The organism is uncultured Proteiniphilum sp. (assembly GCF_937873925.1).
Classification (GTDB): Bacteria; Bacteroidota; Bacteroidia; order Bacteroidales; family Dysgonomonadaceae; genus Proteiniphilum.
Map to the genome: position 1 here is coordinate 1 of NZ_CALNAT010000246.1, position 3,067 is coordinate 3,067.

The 3,067-nt window shown below is 54.9% G+C and carries 3 protein-coding genes; all 3 read right to left on the bottom strand.

Going from position 1 to position 3,067, the window contains the following annotated elements; genetic code table 11:
- The coding region (locus Q0502_RS17370) for a hypothetical protein (RefSeq protein WP_298653589.1) at positions 1-194 on the bottom strand (194 nt) is incomplete at its 3' end.
- A gap of 144 nt (positions 195-338) precedes the next feature.
- Positions 339-1,694 (bottom strand): dihydrolipoyl dehydrogenase, encoded by a 1,356-nt coding sequence (gene lpdA / locus Q0502_RS17375; protein ID WP_298653593.1) that lies wholly within the window; start codon positions 1,692-1,694, stop codon positions 339-341.
- A gap of 130 nt (positions 1,695-1,824) precedes the next feature.
- Positions 1,825-3,067 (bottom strand): dihydrolipoamide acetyltransferase family protein (locus Q0502_RS17380; RefSeq protein WP_298653591.1); only part of this gene is annotated, 1,243 nt, incomplete at its 5' end.

The window sequence follows — 3,067 nt, forward strand, 5'->3', positions numbered from 1 at the left end:
TTGATCAGGTTCAGCATGGTTTCGAATTCGCGGATCAATACCATGTCATGGTAGATTGCCTTGAATTCTTCTGTGGTAAAATTCTCTTTCTCATCCTGCACCGTTTTCCGGTACTGATTGACAGGTATCGGTTGAAACTCCACAAAGCCGGGTTTGCGAACTTGTGACGGATCAATATTTTGTACTTTGGGCATATTTTTGTTGATTTACTGATTTATTGATTTGTAGATTTAATGAAATTAGAACTAAGAAATCAGAAGTAGTAACTTTGATTCCACTTTTCACTTTTAGTTTTTAGTTTTTCACTTTCAGTTTACTATAAGTCTTTACTCTTTGTTCTACTTAAAAACTGTTTCTTTAATAATCTCACTCACGGTGGGGTGCGGGAAGACGACTTCCTGCATCTCCTTCAGGGTCATCTCCTGCTCAATGGCGATACAGGCCCCGTAAATGATCTCGCTGGCGGGGTTACCCAGCAGGTGCACCCCGATCACCTCGCCATGCTTCTCACCCACCAGCACTTTGCACAAACCGCTGCCGCCTTCATTCTCGGCGACGAAACGCCCCGCATAGGCCATTGGGAGGCTGGCTACCTTATAGGCTATCTTTTTGGCTTTGGCGGACTCTTCCGTCTCCCCCACACCGGCTACTTCGGGGTTGGTATAGACTACCCCCGGAATCGCGTGGTAACGCATGATATCGTTCCTGCCCGTCAGGTTGTTGACCACCACCTCGCCTTCACGGCTGGCCGTATGCGCCAGTAACGAGAAACCCGTCACATCGCCCGCCGCGAAAACGCCGGGAACGTTGGTGCGCATCTTCTCGTCCGTCTTGATGCCCCCGCGGTGGAGTTCCACCCCCAGGGTTTCCAGCCCGAAGCCCTGGGTCACGGGACGCCGCCCGACACTCAGCAGGATCTTTTCCCCTTCTACCGTATCCGTCTTCCCGTCTTTTTCAAAAACGACCTTGCGGCCATCCACCTGCGTCACTTTCGCGTTCAGGTGGAAAGTGATGCCTTTCCTGGCGTAGATCTCACGCAGCATAGCGGATATCTCCACGTCGAGCCCCCCGAGAATTTCGGGCAGCATCTCCACCACAGTGACACGGGTTCCCAGACTGTTGTATAAACTGGCGAACTCCATGCCGATCACTCCTCCACCTATTACGACAAGTGATTCCGGCCGCTCGGTCAGTTCCAGTATCTCACGGTTGGTAACGATGATCTCTCCGGCCTCCTGCAGACCGGGTATGGGGGGCACAAAGGCTTCCGAACCTGTGCAGATGAGGAGGTTTTTCCCCGTGTATTTCTCACCGTTACAGGTTACTCCGATCCCTTCCGGCGAACGCCCCTCGATACGGGCTTCGCCCTTTACCACCTCCACTTTATTGGATTTCATCTTGCTTTCCACCCCAAGCACGAGCTTGCGCACCACTTTCTTTTTACGGGAGACCATCTTGCCGTAATCGAAACGGATGTTGTCCCCCGAAACACCGTACTGGTCGCCGTGTAAAGCGTTCTCATAGGTCTTGGCGCTGTAGAGCAGGGTCTTGGTGGGAATGCAGCCTTCATTCAGGCATACGCCGCCCATCGACTTCTTCTCGAAGAGTACCACGCTAAGCCCTTTATGGCCGGCCCGCTCCGCCGCGACATACCCGGCTGGCCCGCCGCCGATAATGAGTAAATCTATCATAATATTAATTTTTGCCAATGTGAAAATGTGCCAATAAATGGATTAAAAACCAACAGGTTCGTTTTCACGTGATGGGTGATGAATTTTGATTTCGTGATTTATATTATTAACAGCTATTACTGGATACCCTTCATTAAAAAATATCCAGTTCCATGTTTTCTATTTCTATAGCGATCTGCTTCAGGAAACGCGTGGCTTCACCCCCGTCCAGCGAACGGTGGTCGTAGGTAAGGCTCAATCCGATAAAGGGGACAAAGGCGTATACGCCGTCCCCCAGGTCTTTCGGGCGAGGCACGATGGTGTTCACGCCCAGGATCGCCGATTGCGGCAGGTTGATCACCGGGGTGAACATCTCCACCCCGTAGTTTCCCAGGTTCGACACGGTGAAAGAGCCTGCTTCAGGCGAAAGAATATCGGGGTTCACGTTGCCGTTCCGGCAGGCGGCGGCTATTTCCTTGAACTGGCGGGACAGCCCTGTGACGGACAGGTCGTCGGCGTTACGCACCACCGGTACCATCAGACCCCTGTCGGTATCCACGGCCAACCCCAGGTGCACCTTGTGGAAACGGCGAATGCTCTCGCCCAGGAAATGGGTGTTCACACCGGGGAATTTCTTCAGCGCCCTGACCACTGCGAAGCAGACCATGTCGTTCAGGGTGATGTTGGTATCAAGCAGACCCTTTTCCTGCATCGATTTCGCTTTTTTCCTGAGCTCAAGAAGCCTCCTGGCGTCAGCCCCCAGGTGATGGGTCAGCTGGGCCGAGTTCTGGAGCGACGCGTGCATGGAGCGGGCGATGATCTTGCGCATATTCGAGATCTTCTCGTCTTCATAGTCCTTGCCGTAGACTGTGTTCACCGGGGCGGACAGGTCCGAGGACCGGGCCGTGCCGGCAAGCCCTGTCCCGGGCGACTGGGGCTGGAGGCCTTCTTCAGCGGCCAGTTTCCTGGCCAGCGGCGTCATCCGGGGACGGTCATCCAACACCGCCTGCACATCCTTCTCTATAATACGCCCATGGGGGCCGCTGCCGGAAAGGCCGGATGTCTCCACGGCATTCTGTACGGCCAGCTTCCTGGCGCGGGGGGAGACGGGACTCACCCCGGGGGCCGCCTTACCGCCTGCGGGGGATTCCCCCTGCACCGGTGGTTCACTGGCGGACTGCGGCTCAACTCCAGAGGACTGCGGGGTTGTTTCCTTCCCCGGCTCTTCGCCGCTCCCGCCTTCTGCAGCGGCGCGTCCGGCAAGCAACGCGGAAATGTCTTCCCCCGCTTGCCCGATCACCATCATGTTTTCCAGTACGGGCACTTCATCGCCTTCCCCGTAAAAGCATTCAAGCACAATCCCGTCCGCGGGGGATTCTTCCTCGAAGGAGGCCTTG